This window comes from Stella humosa (assembly GCF_006738645.1).
Classification (GTDB): Bacteria; Pseudomonadota; Alphaproteobacteria; order ATCC43930; family Allostellaceae; genus Allostella; species Allostella humosa.
On sequence record NZ_AP019700.1, the window covers coordinates 2666610 to 2688184 of the forward strand.

The following is a 21575-nucleotide window of genomic DNA, read 5'->3' on the forward strand; positions in this document are numbered from 1 at the left end:
GGCATGGAAAACCTGCGTATCGACGGCGAGCGCCTCTGGGCGTCGCTGATGGAGATGGGCCGGATCGGCGCCACGCCGAAGGGCGGCGTCTGCCGCCTGGCTGCGACCGACCTCGACCGGCAGGGCCGTGACCTGTTCGTGCGCTGGTGCGAGGAGGCGGGCTGCACCGTCGTGGTCGACCGCATCGGCAACATCTTCGCGCGCCGCCCGGGCCGCAACCCCGATGCGCCGGCCGTGATGACCGGCAGTCACCTCGACACCCAGCCGACCGGTGGCCGGTTTGACGGCGTCTATGGCGTGCTGGCCGGGCTGGAGGTGGTGCGCACGCTGAACGACGCCGACTACCAGACCGAGGCGCCGATCGAGATCGTGGTGTGGACCAACGAGGAGGGCTCGCGCTTCTCGCCAGCCATGGTGGGGTCGGGCATCTATGCCGGGGTGTGGGACCTGTCCTACGGGCTGGAGCGGCCGGACAACAACGAGCCCGGCAAGACGCTGGGCGGCGAGCTGGCGGCGATCGGCTATGCCGGGCCGGAGCCGGTCGGTGGGCGCCCGACCAAGGCCTATTTCGAGGCGCATATCGAGCAGGGCCCGATCCTGGAGGATGAGGAGAAGGTCATTGGCATCGTCACCGGCGCCCAGGGCCAGCGCTGGTACGAGATCACCGTCACCGGCCAGGAGGCCCATGCCGGGCCGACGCCGATGAAGAAGCGCCGCGACGCGCTGGTGGCTTCCGCTCGCATGATCGACGCCGTCAACCGCATCGGCATGGCCAACCAGCCCAACGCCTGCGCCACGGTCGGCTTCGTCCGCGTTTCGCCCAACTCGCGCAACACCATTCCGGGCCAGGTGTTCTTCACGGTCGACTTCCGCCACCCGGTCGACGCCGTCCTGACCAAGATGGACGAGGAACTTCGCGCCGCCTGTGCCACCTTCGCGGCCGAGACCGGGACGGAGGCCGAGGTAAAGGAGTTCTGGTACTTCCCGCCGACCCCGTTTGACGCCGACTGCGTCAACGCCGTGCGCGAGGCCGCCGCCCAGGCGCAGTTCCCGCACATGGACATCATCAGTGGCGCCGGCCACGACGCTGTCTACATGGCGCGGGTGGCACCGACCGGCATGATCTTCGTGCCCTGCGCCGACGGCATCAGCCACAACGAGGTCGAGGATGCCAAGCCGTCCGACATCGCGGCCGGCTGCGAGGTGCTGCTGCACGCCATGCTGCGGTCGGCGAACGGGTAGGCCAATCGCAGATCGATCGATCGGAGGGGTAGCGGCCTGCACCGGCGCGATCTAGGCTGGAACCCTCAGGATCATTCATCGGACAGGGAGCGGGTCCATGCTTCGGCAGGCCATCCTCGGACTTGCGGCAATGGTGGCGGTGTCGGCCCCGGCGATGGGGCAGGACGCCATCCGCATCGGCGAGATCAACAGCTATTCCGGCATGGCGGCCTTCACGGTGCCGTATCGCAACGGCTGGACGCTGGCGGTCGAGGAAGTGAACGCGGCCGGCGGCGTGCTTGGTCGCAAGATCGAGGTCGTCTCGCGCGACGACGCCGGCAAGCCCGAGGACGCGGTACGGCTGGCGGCCGAGCTCGTCACCAACGAGAAGGTGGCGGTCTTGGCCGGCACCTTCTTCTCCCACATCGGCCTGGCGGTCAGCGACTATGCCCGTCAGCACAAGGTGCTGTTCCTGGGCTCTGAGCCGCTGACCGACGCCATGACCTGGTCCAAGGGCCACCGCTACACCTTCCGCCTGCGGCCATCGACCTACATGCAGTCGGCGATGCTGGCGGAGGAGGCGGCCAAGCTGCCGGCCAAGCGCTGGGCCACCATCGCGCCCAACTACGAGTACGGCCAGTCGGCCGTCGCTGCCTTCAAGGAACTGCTGAAGGCCCGGCGCCCCGATGTGGAATTCGTGGCCGAGCAATGGCCGGCCCAGGGCAAGATCGACGCCGGCGCCACGGTGCAGGCGATCGCACTCGCCCGGCCCGACGCCATCTTCAACGTGACCTTCGGCCCCGACCTCGGTCGGCTGGTGCGCGAGGGCAATACGCGCGGCCTGTTCCGCAACCGCCCCGTGGTCAGCCTGCTGACGGGTGAGCCCGAATATCTCGACCCGCTGAAGGACGAGACGCCGGAGGGCTGGATCGTCACCGGCTACCCGTGGGAGGCGATCGAGACGCCCGAGCACAAGGCCTTCCGCGATGCCTATCGCAAGCGCTTCGACGACTATCCGCGGCTGGGCTCCGTCGTCGGCTACGGCATGGTGAAATCGATCGCGGCTGCCATCGCCAAGGCCGGCTCGACCGACACCGAGAAGATGGTCGACGCCATGCGCGGCCTGTCGCTGCCAAGCCCGTTCGGCCCGATGGAGTATCGCGCGATCGACCACCAGTCGACGCTGGGGGCCTATGTCGGCCGCACCACCGTGCGCGACGGCAAGGGGGTGATGGTCGACTGGCGCTATGCTGACGGCGCCAAGTATCTGCCTGACGACGCCACCGTGCGCAAACTGCGGCCGCAGGAGTAGCGGCCGCCGTCACAGCCGCGGCGGACGGGGGGACGCCCAGGCCTTGGACAATCTGATCGGCACGCTGCGCCTGCTGTGGGCGGAGCCGTCGTTTGCCCTGGCGCAGGCCCTGACCGGGCTGGCCGGCGCGTCGTCGCTGTTCCTGGTGTCGGCCGGGCTGACGATCGTCTTCGGGGTGACGCGGGTCGTCAACTTCGCGCATGGCTCGTTCTTCATGGTCGGCGCCTATGTCGCCGTCGACGCCATCGACCGGGTCGGCTTCTGGCCGGGCGTGGTCGTGGCCGCCCTGGCGGTGGGGGTGGTCGGCATCCTGGTCGAGGTGGCGATCCTGCGCCGGGTCTATCCCGCGCCCGAGCTGTTCCAGTTGCTCGCCACCTTTGGCCTGGTCCTGGTGATCCAGGACGCCACCCTGTGGCTGTGGGGGCCGGAGGATCGGATGGGCCCGCGGGCGCCCGGCCTGCGTGGCGCGGTCGAGATCTTCGGCCAGCCGGTGCCGCACTACGACCTGTTCCTGATCGCCGTCGGCCCGCTGGTGCTGGGCCTGCTCTGGCTGGTGTTCCGACGCACGCGGTGGGGCATCCTGGTGCGCGCGGCCACGGCCGACCGCGAGATGACAGCAGCACTCGGCGTCGACCAGCGGCGCCTTTTCACCGGCGTCTTTGCGCTGGGCGCGCTGCTGGCGGGACTGGGTGGCGCCTTGCAGGTGCCGCGTGAGGCGGCCAACCTGCACATGGACCTGAACGTCATCGCCGAGGCGTTCGTGGTGGTCGTCGTGGGCGGCATGGGCAGCATTGTCGGCGCCTACCTGGCGGCCGTGCTGATCGGCGTCGTCCATGCCTTCGGCGTGCTGCTGTTCCCCAAGCTGACCCTGGTTCTGGTCTTTCTGATCATGGCGGTCGTGCTGATCGTCCGGCCGGCCGGGCTGCTGGGCGAGGCCCCGGTGGCGACCGGCGGCGGGCACGGGACCGGCGAGCCGCCGCTGCGCCCGGCCGGCCGCGGGCTGCGCCTGGCTGGCGCCCTGCTGCTGGCGGCGCTGCTGCTGCTGCCGCTGGTCGGTGGCGGCTATGCGGTGGTCCTGGCGACCGACCTGCTCGCGCTCACCCTGTTCGCGGCCAGCCTGCATTTCCTGATGGGCGTGGGTGGCATGGTGTCGTTCGGCCATGCGGCCTATTTCGGCATCGGCGCCTATGGTGCGGCCCTGGCGGCCAAGTACCTGTCCGCGCCCATGGAACTGGCGCTGGCTTTCGCGCCACTGGCCGCAGGCCTGGCTGGGGTCGCCTTCGGCTGGCTGTGCGCCAGGGTATCGGGCGTCTACCTCGCCATGCTGTCGCTGGCCTTCGCGCAGATCGCCTGGTCGGTCGCGGTGCAATGGCTGGAGGTGACGGGCGGCGACAACGGCATCCTCGGCCTGTGGCCCAGCGCCTGGGCGGCGGGGCCCCTCGGCTACTATTACCTGTCCCTGGCGCTGTCGGCGGCCGGCGTCATGGCCATCCGCCACCTGGCGCACACGCCCTTCGGCCAGTCGCTGCGGGCGGGCCGCGATTCGCCGCGCCGGGCCGAGGCGCTGGGCATCTCGGTCGGGGCCCGGCAGTGGGCGGCGGTCGCCGTCGCCGGCAGCTTCGCCGGGCTGGCGGGCGCATTGTTCGCCTATGCCAAGGGCAGCGTCTTCCCCAGCTTCCTCTCCATCTCGCGCTCCGTCGACGGGCTGGTGATGGTGCTGCTGGGCGGCGTGCAGTCGCTGACGGGGCCGATCCTCGGCGCCTTCGCCTATGTCGGTCTCGCCGACCAGCTCGTCCGCGGGATGGAGCTGTGGCGGCTGGTGCTGGGCCTGGCCATCATCCTGCTGGCGGTGGTTTTCCGTGGCGGCCTGGCCGGAATCGGCCGCCGGGGCGAGGCGCCATGACGCTGCTGGCGGTGGACGATGTGGCCCGCTCGTTCGGCGCCGTGGCGGCGGTGGCCGGCGTTTCGCTGACGGTTGCGGCCGGCCAGCGCGTCGCCCTGATCGGGCCCAACGGGGCCGGCAAGACCACCTGCTTCAACATCATCAACGGCCAGCTTCGACCCGATCGCGGCCGTGTCCTGCTGGCGGACCAGGACGTGACCGGGATGGCGCCGCGCGGGCTGGCCCGCCGGGGCGTCGGCCGGACCTTCCAAATCTCGCAGACCTTCCCGTCGCTCACCGTGCGCGAAAACGTCCAGATGGCGCTGGCGGCCCACAGGGGGCAGAGCGCCGGTGTCGGCCGGGCGCTGCGCCACCATGATCCGGCCGCGGCCGACGCGGCGCTGGCCCAGGTCGGGCTGGCGGCCGACGGCGACCGCGGGGCCGGGGCGCTGGCCTATGGCGATGCCAAGCGGCTGGAACTGGCCATGGTGCTGGCCCAGGCACCGCGCCTGCTGCTGATGGACGAGCCCACCGCCGGCATGGCCGCCGACGAGCGCCACGCCCTGATGGACCTGGTGAGCGACCTGGCGCGCGGGCAGGGGATTGGCCTGCTGTTCACCGAGCACGACATGGACGTCGTGTTCGGCCATGCCGACCGCATCGTCGTGCTCGACCGTGGCCGGGTGATCGCCGCCGGGGAGCCCGATGCCGTCCGGCACGATGAGACAGTGCGCCGCGTCTATCTGGGGCTGGAGGCGGAGGCGTGAGCCGGCTCGTGCTGGACGGCGTGCGTGCCTTCTACGGCCAGGCCATGGCGCTGGACGGCGTGTCGCTGACCGCGGAGCGGGGGGAGGTGGTGGCCCTGCTCGGCCGCAACGGTGCCGGCAAGTCGACGACCTTGAAAGCGGTCATGGGACTGGTGCGGGTCGCCGCAGGCGGCATCCGCTTCGACAGCACCGATCTTGGTGCTCTCCCCAGCCATCGCCGGGCCCGGCTGGGCGTCGGCTACGTGCCCGAGGAACGGCGGATCTTCACCGAGCTGACCGTGACCGAAAACCTCGAGGTCGGTCGCCAGCCGCCGCGACCGGACGCGCCCACCTGGGACGAGGCACGGATCTGGCGCCTGTTCCCGCCGCTGGCCGAGCTGCGGCGCCGCCTGGGCGGGCGCCTCAGCGGCGGCGAGCAGCAGATGCTGGCCGTCGCCCGCACGCTGATGGGCAATCCCAGCCTGCTGCTGCTGGACGAGCCGTCAGAGGGCATCGCCCCCATCCTGGTGGCGGCGATGGCCGACGCCGTGCTGGCACTCAAGTCAGAAGGATTGACCATTCTTCTGTCCGAGCAGAATCTGCGGTTCGCCGCCCGGGTCGCCGATCGCGCCTACGTCCTGTCGCAGGGACGCATCGCCGCCGACGGGACCATGGCGGCCATTACTTCCGACCATGCGGCAATCGGCCGGCATCTCGGCACGGGATCATGAGGGTGGGCATCACATGACGGCTTTGGGGCAGGCGGTATCAGGGAAAGCCGGGGCAGGGCGGTCGGTCACGGTCGTGGGGGCCGGTATCGTCGGCGTCGGCACGGGCATCGCGCTGCAGCGTGCGGGCTTCACGGTGACGCTGGTCGATCGCCAGGATCCAGGCCGGGCCACTTCGTTCGGCAATGCCGGCATTCTTTCCGGCACCACGGCGATGCCGCTGGCGACCCCCGGCATCCTGAAGGAGGTGCCGAAGATGCTGCTCGACCCTCTGGGACCGCTGACCATCCGCTGGAGCTACCTGCCGAAGCTGGCCCCCTGGCTGATGCGCTTCGTGGGCAACGCCCAGCCGGCCAAGGTGGAGGAGCTGTCGAAGGCGATCGTCACCCTGTCGAAACCGACCGTCGCCGCCTGGATGGACCTGGCCGGGCATGCCGGCGCCGAAGACCTGATCGAGCGCAAGGGCTGGGTCGGCGTCTATGAAGGTCCGCAGGCTGCCAAGAAAGCGGCCTACGACGTGGAAGTGCGCGTGCGCCACGACATCCGGGCCGAGATGCTGACCGCCGACGAGGTGCGCCAGCTCGTGCCGGGGCTGGCCCGCACCGTCACCCATGGCGTTTTCCATCCCGATGCCGGCCACACGGTGAGCCCGATCCGCCTGACCGAGCGGTTGGTCGAGCATTTCCTGCGCTCGGGCGGCAAGTTCGTGCAGGCGACGGTACAGGACATCGGCTTCACCGACGGCCGGCCGGCGACGCTGGTCACCGACAAGGGGCCGATGCCGTTCGACAATATCGTGATCGCGGCCGGCGCCTGGTCCAAGCGGCTGGTGGCGCGCCTGGGCCACAATGTCCCGCTCGAGACCGAGCGCGGCTACCATGCGATGGTCGCCGATCCCGGCGTCGACCTGCGCCTGCCGGTGTCGTCCTCCGAAGGCAAGTTCTTCCTGACCCCGATGGCGGACGGCATCCGCGTCGCCGGCACGGTCGAGCTGGCCGGGCTGGATGCCGCCCCGAACTGGAAGCGCGCCGACGCGCTGCTGGAGAAGGGGCGCCGCCTGCTGCCCGGCATGAAGACCGACAAGGTCGAGCGCTGGCTGGGCTTCCGTCCGACCCTGCCGGACTCCCTGCCGGTGATCGGGCCGTCGCCCAAGTACGGCAATGTCTTCTTCGCCTTCGGCCACCACCATCTGGGCCTGACCCAGTCGGCGATGACCGGCCGCCTCATCTCGCAACTGATGACGGGCAACCGCCCGGAAATCGACATCCACCCCTATCGGGTCGACCGCTTCTGAAAGCGGTCGACCGCCGGGGCGGGCGGCCCGATCCCTAGATGATGTAGATCAGGATCGAGCCGTCCGAACCGAGCATGGTGTCGGTGTAGTGGGTGCCGCCCGGCTCCATGTCCTCGAAGCGGATCTCGCCGCCACCCAGCTTGCTCAATGACAGCACGCCGTCGGTGATGGCCAGGCTGTCGAGCAGCTTGCTGTTCTTGGACGCCACGCCGGATATCGCGATCACGTCGGCGTCCTTGCCGGTGCCGGCCACGAAGTGGGCGATGGTGTCGCCCGACAGGTCGGCCACCGTGCCGTACACCGTGTCGCGGGTATCGACCATCTCGTCCAGGTCGATATAGTCGCCGCCGGCATCGCCCTGGAGACGGTCGGCACCCTCGCCGCCGGCGATCTTGTCGTTGTCGGCACCACCAAGGATCGTATCGGCCGCGGCATCGCCATAGAGCGTGTCGGTGCCGGAACCGCCCTCGATGCGGTCGCCGCCATTGCCGCCATAGGCGAGGTCGTTGCCGTTCTCGCCATAGAGTGTGTCGACGTCGGCGCCGCCGCTCAGCGTGTCGCCGCCGTTGCCGCCCCACAGCGCATCGCGGTCGCTGCCGCCATCCAGCAGGTCGTTGCCGTTGCCGCCCCGCAGCGTGTCCTTGCCGTCGCCGCCGAAGAGGACGTCGTTGCCGTTCTTGCCGTCGATGGAGTTCGACTTGCCATCGGCGACGACGATGTCGTTGCCCTCGGTGATGCCGCCGCCGGTCTCGATCCAGATCGTCGTCTGCCCGTCGTCGAAGACCGCCTCGACCGTGCCCCCGACCGAGGTGTTGCTGTACAGCAAGGTCAGCTTGTTGCCGTCCTTGAAGTCCAGCACGCCGGCAGCGAGCTTGTTGCCGTCCAGGCCCGAGTAGTTGCCGTCGACGACGATGAAGTCCGACCCGTCCATGGTCCCCGGAAGGAAGTCCGTGACGGTGTCCTGGTGCAGGTCGGCAGCACTGCCGACAATGCGATCGGCATCGTCGCCGGTGTTGGTCACGTCCTTGCCGCCGCCGGGTGCCAGCGTGTCGTGGCCCTGGCCGCCATAGAGCGTGTCGGCATCCGCGTCGCCCGACAGAAGGTCGTCGTCGGCCCCGCCATAGAGCCGGTCCGTGCCGTTGCCGCCGTAGAGATCGTCCGCGCCGTTGCCGCCATAGAGCAGGTCGTTGCCCTGGCCGCCCTGCAGCTCGTCGTCGCCGTCGGCACCGTCGAGCGTGTCGACGCCGTTGCCGCCGGCGATCGTCTCGTCATCCTCGCTGCCGCCGATCCGGTCGTTGCCGTCGCCGCCGGAGAACTGGTCGTCACCGCTCTCGTCACCGCTCAGGGTCACCTTGTCGTTGCCGCCGAGCGCGTCGGAGACGTTGCCGTAGAGCTCGAAGTCGACCTCCCGCAGGTCGACGCTGTCGGCACTCTCGGTGAAGAGCGGGGCCGAGATGGTGAAGTGGGTGCGTCCTGCGATCTCTGTTCGCGTCCACTCGACGCCGCTGGTGCCGGCGACGTAGAGGTCGCCGTCGCCGTCGCCGTCGACATCAAGGAAGTCGTTGCCGGGGGCAAAGATGCTGCGCGTGTCGCTACCCAGGATGGTGTCGAGCACGATCCGGTCGACGTCGCTGCCGCCCACCACCGTGTCGAAGTCGGTAACGGAATCGCCCGTCAGGTCGGCCAGGGAGCCAATCGCGGTGTCGCTGCCGAGACCCAGGTCGTAGCGGTCGTTGCCGCCGCCGCCACCCAGATAATCGTCGCCATTGCCTCCGCCGAGCGTGTCGGCGCCATTGCCGCCGTAGAGGTCGTCGTCGCCTGCATCGCCATAGAGCAGCCCGTCGCCATCGCCACCATGGAGCTGGTCATCGCCGTTGCCGCCCGAGAGCTGGTCGAAGCCGCCATCGCCATAGAGCAGGTCGTTGCCGTCGGCGCCATAAAGCGTGTCGAAGCCCTGGCCGCCAGCGATGGTTTCCGCGTTCCCGCTGCCGAGGATGAGGTCGGCGCCGTTGCCGCCGACGAAGTCGTCGTCGCGGCTCTGGCCGCCGGACAGGGTGACGCTGTCGTCACCCCCCAGCGCGTCGGAGACGTTGTTGTAGCTGTCGAAGTCGACGGTATCGAGGTCGACGCTGTCGGCGCCCTCGGTGAAGATGGTCGGGTTGATGGTGAAGCGGGTATAGCCGCCGACCGTTTCGCGCTCCCATTCCACCCCATTGGACCCGGCGACGTAGAGATCGCCGGAGCCATTGCCGTCGACATCGAGGAAGTCGTTGCTCGAAGTGAAGAAGCTGCGGCTGTCGCTGCCCTCGATCGTATCGAGCACGACCGCGTCGCCCGCAGCACCGGTCGTGTCGAAATCGAAGATCGTATCGCCGTCCAACGTCCCGAAGCTGCCGAAGCCATCGACGCTGTCACCATCGACGCTGTCACCGGCAAACTCGGCGAGGCTGCCTAAGAAGCTGTCCGCGCCATTGCCGCCGAACAGATAGTCACTCCAGCCACCGCCACGCAGCAGATCGTTGCCCTCGCCCCCATGGAGGTGGTCGCCGGCGGCGGCGCCGTAGAGCACGTCGTTGCCATCGCCGCCATAAAGCTCGTCCTGGAGATTGCCGCCGTGCAGCGCGTCGCTGCCATTGCCGCCAAGGATGCTGTCGAAGCCGTTGCCGCCGGTGATGGTCTCGTCGTTCTCGCTGCCGAAGATCAGGTCGTTGCCCTGGCCGCCGGCGAAGCTGTCGTCGCGGCTCTCGTCGCCAGACAGGGTGACGCTGTCGTTGCCGCCAAGTGCGTCGGAGACGTTGCCATAGCTGTCGAAGTCAACGGTATCCAGGTCGACGCTGTCGGCGCCCTCGGTGAAGAGCGCGGCCTGGGCCGTGAAGCGGGTGTAACCGCCTATCGTCTCGCGCTCCCATTCCACGCCATTGGAGCCGGCGACGTAGACGTCGCCCGTGCCGTCGCCGTCGACGTCGAGGAAATCATTGCTGGAGGTGAAGTAGCCGCGGCTGTCGCTGCCCGGGATCGTGTCGAGCACGATGGCGTCGCCATCACTGCCCGTGGTGTCGAAGTCGTAGACCGAGTCCGTGGTCAGGTCCGACTGGCCACCGAAGAAGCTGTCGGCGCCATTGCCGCCATAGAGGTGGTCGTTGCCCTCGCCACCGCCGAGGAAGTCATTGCCGTTGCCGCCGTAGAGGCTGTCGCCGGCATCGCCGCCATAGAGGAGATCGGCGCTGTCCTGGCCGTCGAGAAGATCGCTGCCGTTGCCGCCGAAGAGCTGATCGATCCCGTTCCCGCCGTAGAGCGTGTCGAGATCCCCGTCGCCATGCAGTTCGTCGTCGCCGTCCTCGCCATAGAGCAGGTCGTTGCCGTTGCCGCCATAGGCCGTATCGCCGACATCGCCGCCAGTCAGCGTATAGGTGCCCCCGGTAATGCTGTCGGCGCCGTCATCGCCGTAAAGAAGATCGGCACCGTTGCCGCCGACCAGCGCGTCGTTGCCGCCATTGCCCCGGACGGTGTCGTCGTCGTCCCCGCCATAGAGGAGGTCGATGCCCGTGCCGCCATAGACGGAATCGTTGCCGTTGCCGCCGAAAAGCTCGTTGAAGTCCTGCAGCCCGGCATCGAGCGTGTCGGTGCCATCGTCGCCATAGAGGGTATCGGTCCCGTTGCCGCCGCTCAGGTAGTCATCGCCGTTGCCACCGCCGAGATAGTCGTTGCCGTTGCCGCCATGGAGGGCATCGATGCCGCTTCCGCCGTAGAGATGGTCGGTACCGTCCTCGCCATAGACGAGATCATTACCTTCGCCGCCATCGAGCAGGTCGTTGCCGACGCCGCCGAAGATAGTGTCGGCATCCTGCCCGCCGCCGATCGTCTCGGCCTGCTTGGTGCCGACGATCAGGTCGTTGCCGTTGCCGCCGAAGAAGTCGTTGTCGACCGTGGCGTTGCCCGACAGCGTGACGCGATCGTCGCCGCCCAGGGCGTCGGCGTCGAAATTGACACTGTCGAAGCTGACCGTATCGAGATTGACGGTGTCAGCGCCCTCGGTGAAGACCTTCGGGGCCATGGAGAAATAGGTGCTGGCGAATGTCGCCTCGTACTTGCGCTGCCAGAGTTGCCCCTGGCCGCCCTCGACGAAGATGTCGCCGATACTGTCGCCGTTCAGATCGAGGGAATCGCTGGCCAGCGTGAAGACGCTGTCGCCATAGTTTCCGAGCACGGCGATGACATCGTAGTCATCCCCGTAGACGGCGTTGAAGCCGAATATGGAATCGCCGGTCAGGTCCGGAACGGTGAACCCAAAGATGGCGTCGTTCCCGGCGCCGCCATAATAGAGGTCCAGTCCGCCATCACCGCGCAGCGCGTCGGCACCGTTGCCGCCGTACAGGGTGTCCGCCCCGGCATCACCCACCAGACTGTCGGCAGCATTGCCGCCATGGATGGCGTCGTTGCCGACGCCGCCATAGAGGATGTCGGAATCCTCATCGCCGTAGATCAGGTCGGTGCCGTTGCCGCCATAAATGACGTCGACGCCGTTGCCGCCATGGAGCGTGTCGTCGCCGAAGAACCCGAGCGAATCCGCGCGGCCGTCGCCGTAGAGCCGGTCGTTGCCGTTGCCGCCGAAGATCTGATCGCTGCCGTTGCCGCCATCGAGCGTGTCGCCGCCTTCGCCACCGTCCAGATAGTCCTGGCCTTCACCGCCGTAGAGATAGTCGCTGCCGATGCCGGCATAGAGGTAGTCGGCGTCGCTGCCACCATCGACGCTGTCGTTGCCGTTGCCACCATCCAGGGAATCGCTGCCGTTGCCGCCATAGAGGTAGTCGTTGCCGTTGCCACCGCCGATGGTGTCGTTGCCGTCCTCGCCGAATATGGAGTCCGCGGCAGGGCTGCTATCCGCGCCGTAAAAATCGTCGCCACCACCCAGACTGACCGCTGCCATCCGCTCGCCCCCCGACGAAGATGGATTACGGTAGCCTACTCAACCATTGCGCTACTACGAGTCTTTGAAGCCCTTAGCCCAATTTGCACGATTTTTGCTTGCAGATAAGCTGGGCCGTTCATTCGCAAATCTTCGTCATGTGCGCCGACGGCCCGGATCCCCGCTGGAAAAGCGCGCGGCATGAAGGCATCCGACCAATGCAACCTCTGTTCGATCAGAGCTGTTGGCCGGCGCATTCCTGAAACGAACGCCGGCCAACGGTCCGATGCAACCGCTACACGATGTAGATCAGGATCGCGCCGTCGGAGCCCAGCATGGTGTCGGTATAGTGGCCCGGCTCGATATCCTCGAAGCGGATCTCGCCGCCGCCCAGCTTGCTGAGTGACAGCACGCCGTCGGTTATGGCCAGGCTGTCCAGCAGCTTGCTGTTCTTCGACGCCACGCCCGTGATCGCGATCACGTCGGAGACCGATCCCGTGCCGGTGATGAAGTGGGCGATGGTGTCGCCCGACAGGTCGGCCACCGTACCGAACACCGTGTCGCGGGTGTCGACCATCTCGTCCAGGTCGATGTAGTCGCCGCCGGCATCGCCCTGAAGCCGGTCGGCACCCTCGCCGCCGGCGATCTTGTCGCTGTCGGCGCCGCCCAGGATCGTGTCGGCCGCGGCATCGCCATGCAGCGTATCGCCGCCGGAGCCGCCCTCGATCCGGTCGCCGCCATTGCCGCCATAGGCGAGGTCGTTGCCGTTGTCGCCATAGAGCGTGTCGACATCAGCGCCGCCGGTCAGCGTGTCGCCGCCATTGCCGCCCCACAGCGCGTCGCGGTCGCTGCCGCCATCCAGCAGGTCGTTGCCGTTGCCGCCCTTCAGCGTGTCCTTGCCGTCGCCACCGAAGAGAACGTCGTTGCCGTTCTTGCCGTCGATCGAGTTCGACTTGCCGTCGGCGACGACCACGTCGTTGCCGTCCGTGGACGCCACGCCGCTCTCGATCCAGATGGTCGTCTGGCCGTCGTCGAAGACCGCCTCGACCGTTCCTCCGACCGATGCGTTGCCGTACAGCAAGGTCAGCTTGTTGCCGTCCTTGAAGTCGAGCACGCCGCCGGCGAGCTTGTTGCCGTCGAGGCCGGAATAGTCGCCGTCGACGACGATGAAGTCCGACCCGTCCGCCGTCCCCGGCATGAAGTCGGTGACGGTGTCCTGGTGTAGTTCGGCCGCCGTGCCGAAGATCATGTCGGCATCGTCGCCGGTGTTGATCACGTCCTTGCCGCCGCCGGGTGCCAGCGTGTCGTGGCCCTGGCCGCCATAAAGCGTGTCGGCATCCGCGTCGCCCGACAGCAGGTCGTCGTCGGCCCCGCCATAAAGCCGGTCCGTGCCGTTGCCGCCGTAGAGATCGTCCGCGCCGTTGCCGCCATAGAGCAGGTCGTTGCCCTGGCCGCCCTGCAGCTCGTCGTCGCCGTCGGCACCGTCGAGCGTGTCGACGCCGTTGCCGCCGGCGATCGTCTCGTCATCCTCGCTGCCGCCGATCCGGTCGTTGCCGTCGCCGCCGGAGAACTGGTCGTCACCGCTCTCGTCACCGCTCAGGGTCACCTTGTCGTTGCCGCCGAGCGCGTCGGAGACGTTGCCGTAGAGCTCGAAGTCGACCTCCCGCAGGTCGACGCTGTCGGCACTCTCGGTGAAGAGCGGGGCCGAGATGGTGAAGTGGGTGCGTCCTGCGATCTCTGTTCGCGTCCACTCGACGCCGCTGGTGCCGGCGACGTAGAGGTCGCCGTCGCCGTCGCCGTCGACATCAAGGAAGTCGTTGCCGGGGGCAAAGATGCTGCGCGTGTCGCTGCCCAGGATGGTGTCGAGCACGATCCGGTCGACGTCGCTGCCGCCCACCACCGTGTCGAAGTCGGTGACGGAATCGCCCGTCAGGTCGGCCAGGGAGCCAATCGCGGTGTCGCTGCCGAGACCCATTTCGTAGCGGTCGTTGCCGCCGCCGCCGCCCAGATAGTCGTTGCCGTTGCCGCCGTCGAGCGTGTCCAGGCCATTGCCGCCATACAGGTCGTCGTCGCCGGCCTCGCCATAGAGCAGGCCGTTGCCGTCGCCGCCATGGAGCTGGTCGTTGCCGTTGCCGCCGTGCAGGACGTCATAGTCCAGGTCGCCATACAGCAGGTCGCTGCCGTCGTTGCCATAGAGCGTGTCGGAATGCTGGCCGCCAAAGACCGTCTCGTCGTCGTCGCTGCCCTGGATCAGATCGTTGCCCAGGCCGCCGGTGAAGCTGTCGTCGCGGCTCTCGTCGCCCGAAAGCGTGACCCGATCGTTGCCGCCGAGCGCGTCGGAAACGTTGCCATAGCTGTCGAAGTCGACGGTATCGAGGTCGACGCTGTCACCGCCCTCGGTGAAGAGCGCGGCCTGGGCGGTGAAGCGGGTATAGACCCCGAACGTCTCGCGTTCCCACTCCACGCCGTTGGAGCCGGTGACGAAAACATCCCCGGTGCCGTCACCGTTCAGGTCGAGGAAGTCGTTGCCGGAGATGAAGTAACTGCGGCTGTCGGAACCTAGGACCGTATCGAGCACGACGAGATCGCCATCGGCGCCCGTCAGGTCGAAGTCATTGATGGTGTCGCCTACGGAATCCGCGGCGAACTCCGCGAGGCTGCCAAAGAAGCTGTCGGCGCCGTTGCCGCCGAACAACTGATCGACACTGTCGCCACCCGACAGCCAGTCATCGCCCTCGCCACCGTAGATGACCTCCTCGTCGTCGCTGCCGAAGATCGTGTCATCGCCGTTGCCGCCACTGAACGTGTCGTCCCCGGATGCGCTGTCGGCACCGTTGAGCGTGACCTGGTCGTTGCCATCCAGCGCATCGGAGACATTGCTGTAGGCATCGAGATCGAACGCGGTCAGGTCGACGGTATCGGCGTCGTCGGTGAACAGCGGCGCCGCAAGGGTGAAGTGCGTGGTGGCCCCGACCACCTGACGTCGCCATTCCAGCCCCTGGCTGCCCGATACGAGGATATCGCCGTCGGAGTCCCCGTCCAGGTCCAGGTAGTCGTCGGTGGCGACGAAGAACTCGCGCGTGTCGACGCCGATGACGGTATCGAGCACTACATGGTCGGTGTCGCCGCCCGAGGCCGTGTCGAAGTCGCCGATCGAATCGCCGTTCAGCGCATCGTAGGATCCGAAGGCGGTATCGCTGCCTTCGCCCAGTTCCAGCCGGTCCAGCCCGTTCCCGCCGGCCACCAGGTCGCTTCCCTGGTCGCCAAACACCGTGTCTTCAGCGTCGCCGCCGTAGAGAAGATCGTTGCCCTCGCCGCCATAGGCGAGGTCGGTGCCGGTACCGCCCCAGACCTCGTCGCCGCCATTGCCGCCGAAGATCGTGTCGAGGTTGGCGTCGCCATAGAGGAGATCGGCATCCTCCTCGCCATAGAGCAGGTCGTTGTTCGACCCGCCATAGACGATGTCGGCGCCGTCGCCGGCCCAGATGCTGTCGTTGTTGCCGTCGCCCAGGATCCGGTCGCTGCCGTTGCCGCCCGACAGGCTGTCGTTGTTGCTGCCGCCGGCCATCGTGTCGTCGCCATCCTCGCCCAGGAGGATGTCGTTGTTGGTGCCGCCATCGAGATAGTCGGCGCCGTTGCCGCCATAGGCGAAGTCGGCCGCATTGCCGCCATAGAGGGAGTCGCCGTCGTCGCCGCCATAGAGCGTGTCGGCGCCGTTCTCGCCATAGATCAGATCCAGGCCCTGGCCGCCGACGATCCTGTCCTCATCATCGCCGCCGTAGAGCGTGTCGCCATCGTCGCCGCCATAGATCAGGTCCTGGCTGCCATAGCCGAAGAGGCGGTCGCCGCCGGCACCGCCGCGCATTGTGTCAGTCGACTGCCCGCCATAGACGAGGTCGTTGCCGCCGCCGCCATCGAGCTGCCCGGAGGCATTCTCGCCCAGCAGCGTGTCGTCGCCCTCGTCACCGTTCAGTGTGTCCTGGGTTTCACCGCCATAGATCAGGTCGTTGCCGGCGCCGCCATCGGCTTGGTTGCTGCCATTGTCGGCAAACAGCGTGTCGTGGCCGTTGCCGCCAGACAGCGTATCGTTGGTATTCGATCCATAGATGAGGTCGTTGTCGTCGTCGCCAGAGAGCCAGACACTCGCGGCATTGCTGCCATTCAGCGTGTCGTTACCCTGGCCGCCGAACATCGTGGCGGAGTCGTACTCTTCGATCAGGACATCGTCGCCGTCACCGCCATAGACAAGGTCGTCGTTCGAGCTGCCGCGCAGCGTATCGGCGCCGTTGCCGCCGTGGAGCGTATCGTTCTGCGACCCGCCATCGAGGCTGTCGTTGCCGTTACTGCCGTAGAGCAGGTCGTCCTGAGAATCGCCGAACAGCAGGTCATCGTCGTCTTCGCCGAAAAGCGTGTCGCTTTCGGACTCGCCGTGCACGTTGTCGCTGCCTTGGCCGCCATAGAACAGGTCGGCGCCCTGGCCACCCCGCATCGTGTCGTTGTCGTCCTCGCCGAACAGGGTATCGGCGTCGTTGCCGCCGTTCAGGTCGTCGGCGCCATTCCCACCATAGAACAGGTCGTCGCCCAGGCCGCCGCCGGTAAGCGCGTCGTTGCCGTCCTCGCCGAACAGCGTGTCCCGACCGTTCGGCGCGCTGTCATCGCCGCCACCGTCGAGCCGATCGTTGCCCTGGCCGCCATAGATCAGGTCGTTGCCTGTGCCACCCTCGGCTTGGTCATCGCCATCGCCGCCATAGAGGGTGTCGACGCCATTGCCGCCCCTCAAGCTGTCGTTGCCTAGACCGCCGAACAGCAGGTCCTGGTCCAGCGAGCCATGCAGCGTGTCGTCGTCGTTCTCGCCGAACAGCGTGTCGTCGCCACCGCCGCCATTCAGGGTGTCGGCGCCGTTGCCGCCATAGACCAGGTCGGCATCCCCGCTGCCGAACAGGGTGTCGCTGTCTTCCTCGCCGAAGAGGGTGTCCAGGCCCAGGCCGCCATCCAGGCTGTCGGCGCCATTGCCGCCATAGAGGAGGTCGACGAGGTCCTTGCCGACCAGCGTGTCGTTGCCGTCGTCCCCGAACACGGTGTCGTTGCCGGATACACCCAGCAGGTCGTTGTGGGCGTCGCCGAACAGGCTGTCGTCATCGAGGCCGCCATAGATCAGGTCGTCGCCATCGCCGCCCTGGATAGTGTCGTTGCCATTCAGGCCATAGATTTCGTCGCCGCCCGGGCTGCTGTCCGGCGTGAAGGCGTTCGCACTGTCGTCAAGATTGATAGTCGCCATGACCGCCCCCCGGCGATGCAGCTGCCCCGAATGGCAGCGCTCTGGCGGACCTTACTAGACTTATGGCAGTTGCCGTCAATCTGTCTTTTTTTCTTGCGAGTACTTCGCAATTACTACGAGTTATATCTAGAAAAATCATTTGGTAATAATCGGACCGGTAGCAATCGGCCGGCGCCTGGGCGCCGGCCGATGATCCCCGCAGGCCGCTAGACGATATAGATCAGGATCGCGCCGTCCGACCCCAGCATGGTGTCGGTATAGTAGTTGCCGTCCGGCTCTAGGTCCTCGAAGCGGATCTCGCCGCCGCCCAGCTTGCTCAGCGACAGCACGCCGTCGGTGATCGCCAGGCTGTCGAGCAGCTTGCTGTTCTTGGACGCCACGCCGGTAATGGCGAGCATGTCGGCGTCCTTGCCGGTGCCGGTGACGAAGTGGGCGATAGTGTCGCCCGACAGGTCGGCCACCGTGCCGTACACCGTGTCGCGGGTATCGACCATCTCGTCCAGGTCGATGAAGTCGCCACCGGCGTCGCCCGACAGGCGGTCATTGCCTTCGCCGCCGATCAGCCGGTCGCCGTCGGCACCGCCCTGGATCGTGTCGCCCGCGGCATCGCCATAGAGCGTGTCGCTGCCGGCACCGCCCTCAAGACGGTCGCCACCGTCGCCGCCATGGGCCAGGTCGTTGCCGTTCTCGCCATAAAGCGTGTCGACATCCGAGCCACCGGCGAGCGTGTCGTCACCCGCACCGCCCCACAGCGCATCGCGATCGCTGCCACCGACCAGCATGTCGTTGCCGTTGCCGCCCTTCAGCGTGTCCTTGCCCTCGCCGCCGAAGATGCTGTCATTGCCGTTCTTGCCGTCGATCGAATTGGAGCCGGCATCGGCGACCACCAGCTCGTTGCCGTTGCTCGTCGTCGTCGAGGCGATGATGCGGATCGTCGTCTCGCCGTCGGCAAAGGTCGCATTGATGGTGCCGGCGACGGGCTGGCCGCCAAAGGCCAGCGTGATCGCGGCCGGGTCTTTCGAGTCCGGCAGCGTGAGGTCGAGCAGGCCGCCCGTCAGCTTGCCGCCATTGAGGGCGCTATAGTTGCCCAGGACGACGATGTAGTCGGACTCCTCGATCGACCCTGGCAGGAAGTCGAAGACGGTGTCCTGATGCAGTTCGGCGGCGTACCCGGAGATGGCGTCGCCATCGGCCCCGCCATAGAGGAGGTCCGCCCCGGCGTTGGATACCAGGGTGTCGCGCCCGTCGCCGCCCCAGAGGGTGTCCGTGCCGTTGCCGCCGATCAGATAGTCGCTGCCGTCGCCGCCATAGACGAGATCGGCGTCTTCCTCGCCGAAGATCTGGTCGTCGCCGTCGCCGCCGAACACCCGGTCGGCGCCGGCGCCGCCAGCCAGCGCGTCATTGCCATCCTCGCCATAGATGAGATCGGCGTCGGCTTCGCCGAAGACCTCGTCGTCGCCGTTGCCGCCATAGAGCGTGTCGGCACCATTGCCGCCATGGATGCTCTCGATATCGTTGCTGCCGAGGATGCGGTCGCTGCCATTCCCGCCGAAGAAGACATCGTCGCGGTCGGAATCCCCGGTCAGCGTCACCCGATCGTCGCCGCCCAGCGCGTCCGACACGCCGCCATACTGGCTGAGGTCGATCGCCGTCAGGTCGACCGTGTCGGCATTCTCGGTGAACAGTGGCGCGCTGATCGAGAAGCGGGTGACATCGCCGATAACCTCGCGACGCCAATCCACGCCGCTGGAGTTCGAGATGGTGAGGTCGCTGTCGCCATCCCCGTCGAGGTCGAGGTCGCCGGTCGACGAGAACACCTCTCGCGTGTCGCCGCCGAATACGGTCTCGACCACGACCACGTCGAGATCGCCGCCGGACAGCGTGTCGAAGTCAAAGACGACGCTGTTGCTGAGCTGGTCGAGGCTGCCGGAAACGGTGTCGCTGCCGGTGCCGACATAGAACAAGGCAGCGAGTCCTCCCACCTTCAGCAGGTCGTTCCCGTTGTCGCCATAGAGCGTGTCGCTACCGACCAAACCGTTGCCACCCAGGATGGTGTCGTCGCCGTCGCCACCGCGAAGGAACGCGTAGGCCTGCCCGCCATAGATCAGGTCGTTGCCGTCCCCGCCATCGACCCGGTCGTATGAACCTGCGGCATGGATCGTGTCGGCTTCCTGCTCGCCATAGATCAGCGCATTGCCCGCGCCGCCATAGATCAGGTCGGTGCCGTTGCCGCCGAACAGCGTATCCGGGCCGCCGACGACGGTATCGCCCTCGGCCGAGCCGAAGATGAGGTCGTTGCCCTCGCCACCCTGGACGAGATCGTTGCCCGCACCACCGAGCAGCGTATCGTCACCACCCTCGCCATAAAGCAGGTCGTTGTCGTCGTCGCCATAGACCAGATCTACGCCACCGCCGCCGGTCAGCGTGTCTGCCCCATTGCCACCGACGACGGTGTCGGCATTCTCGTCGCCGTAGAGCAGGTCCCCGCCGACCTCGCCGTAGAGCAGGTCGTTGTTGGTGCCGCCGAAGATCGTATCGGTCTCGTCACCGCCATGCAGTGTGTCGGCGGCCCCATCGCCGTACAACAGGTCCGCGCCGGCATCGCCATAGGCGAGGTCGTTGCCGCCGGCACCCGTCAACTGGTCGGCGCCGTCGCCGCCGGTCAGGGTGTCATTGCCATCCTCGCCAAAGAGCTGGTCCGCGTCCGCGCCGCCGTCGATCGCGTCGTGGTTCTCGCCGCCATGGACGACGTCGCTGCCGACCTCGCCATAGATCAGGTCGTCGCTATTGCCACCCGACAGCGTGTCGTCGCCGTCGCCGCCGAGTACCGTGTCATTGCCCTCGTCGCCATAGAAGAGGTCTTTGCCGGCCTCGCCATTGAGAAGGTCGGAGCCGCTGCCGCCATAGGCCAGATCGTCGTTCTCGCCGCCCCAGATCGTGTCTGCGTTGCTGGCGCCGAGCAACAGATCGTTGCCATTGCCGCCGAACAATTGGTCGGCGTCGGAGGCGCCGTCCAGCGTGTCGTCGTCGACCTCGCCATAGAGCAGGTCGAGGCCGTTGCCGCCGAACAGGGCGTCCGTCCCCTGGCCACCCCACATCGTGTCGTCATCGCCGTCCCCATAGAGCAGGTCGGCGTCGTCCTCGCCATGGATCAGGTCGTTGCCGGTGCCGCCATAGGCCACATCGGCGCCCAGGCCCGCCCAGATGGTATCGCCCGCGCCGTCGCCATAGAGGAGATCGGCGCCATTGCCGCCGAACAGGCCATCGGCATCGCCGCCGCCAGCGACCGTGTCGTTGTCGTCCTCGCCATAGAGGAGGTCGAAGCCGGAGCTGCCATAGACGAGGTCGGTCCCCTGGCCGCCGAAGGCCGTATCGTCGTCGCTGTCGCCATAGAGGAGGTCGCCGCCGTCCTCGCCATAGATCAGGTCGTTGTTGGTGCCGCCATAGACGAAATCGCCGTCCTGACCGCCCCACAGCGTGTCGGCGGTGGCATCGCCATACAGCAGGTCGGACCCATTGCCGCCATAAGCCAGATCGGGGCCGCTGTCGCCCACGATGGTGTCGTTGTCGTTCTCGCCGAACAACGTGTCGGTGGAGCTGTTACCGGTCAGGTAGTCGGCGCCGTTACCGCCATAGATCAGGTCGTTGGTGCTGCCGCCATCTAGGAAATCGGCGCCATCATTGCCCAGCAGCGTGTCGTCGCTGGCGTCGCCATAGAGGCTGTCGATGCCCTCGCCACCGTAGAGCAGGTCCTGGCTGTCGCCGCCATAGGCAAGGTCGGTACCGTCACCGCCGAAAATGCGGTCCTTGCCATTCTCGCCATAGATCGTGTCGTCGCCGAGATGGCCGAGCAGGCTGTTGTGGGAATCGCCGAAGATGCTGTCGTCGCCGAGGCCGCCATAGATCAGGTCGTTGGCATTGCCGCCGGCGATCGTATCGGCCCCATTGTCGCCGTAGAGCGTGTCGGCATCGCCGTCGCCGAAGACGCGATCAGCGCCATTGCCACCATGAATCTCGTCGTCGCCGCCCTCGCCATAGATCGTGTCGGCGCCCGTGCTGCTGTCGGCAGGGAATACTTGACCGCCCGGTCCCAGATTGATGATAGCCAAGTCTATATCCCCCCAAAGCCGCCGGCCGCGCCCGGCCGATTTGGGATGGATAGTCTTACCGGATTTTCAGCGCGTCAATTGCCTCGCAACAACTTGCGC

Annotated in this window: 9 protein-coding genes; 6 read left to right on the plus strand and 3 right to left on the minus strand. The window is 67.3% G+C overall.

The window, feature by feature from the left end; genetic code table 11:
- The first annotated feature begins 3 nt into the window (after window positions 1–3).
- The 6 genes from STVA_RS12535 (at window position 4) to STVA_RS12560 (ending at window position 7183) form a co-directional block, all read left to right on the plus strand.
- The gene (locus tag STVA_RS12535) at window positions 4–1242 is read left to right on the plus strand and encodes a Zn-dependent hydrolase (protein WP_123688274.1); all 1239 of its coding nucleotides are present in this window, start codon (window positions 4–6) and stop codon (window positions 1240–1242) included.
- A gap of 97 nt (window positions 1243–1339) precedes the next feature.
- Complete coding sequence (locus STVA_RS12540) at window positions 1340–2533, plus strand: ABC transporter substrate-binding protein (RefSeq protein ID WP_123688804.1); 1194 nt, start codon at window positions 1340–1342, stop codon at window positions 2531–2533.
- Window positions 2534–2576: 43 nt separating this feature from the next.
- Window positions 2577–4436: an ABC transporter permease gene (locus tag STVA_RS12545; RefSeq protein WP_338069528.1), complete on the plus strand. Its 1860-nt coding sequence runs from the start codon at window positions 2577–2579 to the stop codon at window positions 4434–4436.
- Window positions 4433–5182, plus strand: coding sequence for an ABC transporter ATP-binding protein (locus STVA_RS12550; RefSeq protein WP_123688276.1), 750 nt, complete (start codon window positions 4433–4435; stop codon window positions 5180–5182). The genes STVA_RS12545 and STVA_RS12550 overlap by 4 nt, the downstream gene beginning before the upstream one ends.
- Window positions 5179–5892 (plus strand): ABC transporter ATP-binding protein, encoded by a 714-nt coding sequence (locus STVA_RS12555; RefSeq protein ID WP_420822818.1) that lies wholly within the window; start codon window positions 5179–5181, stop codon window positions 5890–5892. The genes STVA_RS12550 and STVA_RS12555 overlap by 4 nt, the downstream gene beginning before the upstream one ends.
- Window positions 5893–5905: 13 nt before the next feature.
- Window positions 5906–7183: an NAD(P)/FAD-dependent oxidoreductase gene (locus STVA_RS12560; protein WP_170216315.1), complete on the plus strand. Its 1278-nt coding sequence runs from the start codon at window positions 5906–5908 to the stop codon at window positions 7181–7183.
- 34 nt (window positions 7184–7217) lie between these two features.
- On the opposite strand, the gene STVA_RS12565 is transcribed toward STVA_RS12560, so the two are convergent.
- The 3 genes from STVA_RS12565 to STVA_RS12575 all read right to left on the minus strand — a co-directional run bounded on the left by STVA_RS12565 (window position 7218) and on the right by STVA_RS12575 (window position 21476).
- The gene (locus STVA_RS12565) at window positions 7218–12110 is read right to left on the minus strand and encodes a beta strand repeat-containing protein (RefSeq protein WP_123688278.1); all 4893 of its coding nucleotides are present in this window, start codon (window positions 12108–12110) and stop codon (window positions 7218–7220) included.
- 274 nt (window positions 12111–12384) lie between these two features.
- The gene (locus STVA_RS12570; protein WP_123688279.1) at window positions 12385–17367 is read right to left on the minus strand and encodes a beta strand repeat-containing protein; all 4983 of its coding nucleotides are present in this window, start codon (window positions 17365–17367) and stop codon (window positions 12385–12387) included.
- A 206-nt stretch (window positions 17368–17573) separates the two neighbouring features.
- Entirely contained in the window at window positions 17574–21476 is a 3903-nt protein-coding gene (locus STVA_RS12575; RefSeq protein ID WP_123688280.1) for a calcium-binding protein, read from the minus strand.
- Window positions 21477–21575 lie beyond the last annotated feature (99 nt).

Bases quoted from the DNA above. Each gene is read 5' to 3' on its own strand.
- STVA_RS12570 (WP_123688279.1), bottom strand. From the start codon at position 17,367: ATGGCGACTATCAATCTTGACGACAGTGCGAACGCCTTCACGCCGGAC.
- STVA_RS12550 (WP_123688276.1), top strand. From the start codon at position 4,433: ATGACGCTGCTGGCGGTGGACGATGTGGCCCGCTCGTTCGGCGCCGTG.
- STVA_RS12535 (WP_123688274.1), top strand. From the start codon at position 4: ATGGAAAACCTGCGTATCGACGGCGAGCGCCTCTGGGCGTCGCTGATG.
- STVA_RS12560 (WP_170216315.1), top strand. From the start codon at position 5,906: ATGACGGCTTTGGGGCAGGCGGTATCAGGGAAAGCCGGGGCAGGGCGG.
- STVA_RS12540 (WP_123688804.1), top strand. From the start codon at position 1,340: ATGCTTCGGCAGGCCATCCTCGGACTTGCGGCAATGGTGGCGGTGTCG.
- STVA_RS12565 (WP_123688278.1), bottom strand. From the start codon at position 12,110: ATGGCAGCGGTCAGTCTGGGTGGTGGCGACGATTTTTACGGCGCGGAT.